A 527-nucleotide genomic window follows, 5' to 3' on the forward strand; every position below is an offset into this window, starting at 1 on the left:
CGGACGGGGCGGGACCAGACCAGGCTGTGGCCCTCGCCGTCCTCGTCGTCGAAGAGGCTGGCATAGATCGGGGCGGTGAAGCTCGGATCGTCCAGCTTCAGGCCCAGATAGCACCGGCCGTCCTGCGAGACCTTATCCCAAGCTGCGCCGATCTCGGCCCGGCCGACATAGACCCGGTGGCTGGGTGCGTTCTCGCCCGTCGCGCGGGTCTCCGGCACCAGCCGGACGTTGCGGGTCTGCAAGCTCAGGGTGACGATCTCGCCGGCATATTCGTTGCCGGATTTGCGGAAGCTGCCGATGGTGGCCATGGTGTTTCTCCTTCGATGGCTGTCTCGAGCCGCCCCATGCGGCCTCGATGGCGATCGTTTGGCCGGAGGCGATCGGCGACGCACCCGCCCCGCGGGCGGGCTGGACGGCCAAGGAGAGGTTTCTTGTCCCGCGAGGAATGGCGGCGCAGCCGCCAGGGGAAGAAACTTCGACGCGGCCGTTGCGTCAAGGCGATCGAGGCGCTTGCGCCGGTCTTCGGC

General features: G+C 68.3%; 1 protein-coding gene. It reads right to left on the reverse strand.

Features of this window, described 5'->3' with window-relative positions; translation table 11 throughout:
- The coding region (locus FE811_RS27100; protein ID WP_140849607.1) for a DUF736 domain-containing protein at nt 1–308 on the reverse strand (308 nt) is incomplete at its 3' end.
- Nucleotides 309–527 lie beyond the last annotated feature (219 nt).

The sequence above is a fragment of the Paracoccus sp. FO-3 genome (assembly GCF_006386455.1).
Taxonomy (GTDB): Bacteria; Pseudomonadota; Alphaproteobacteria; order Rhodobacterales; family Rhodobacteraceae; genus Paracoccus; species Paracoccus versutus.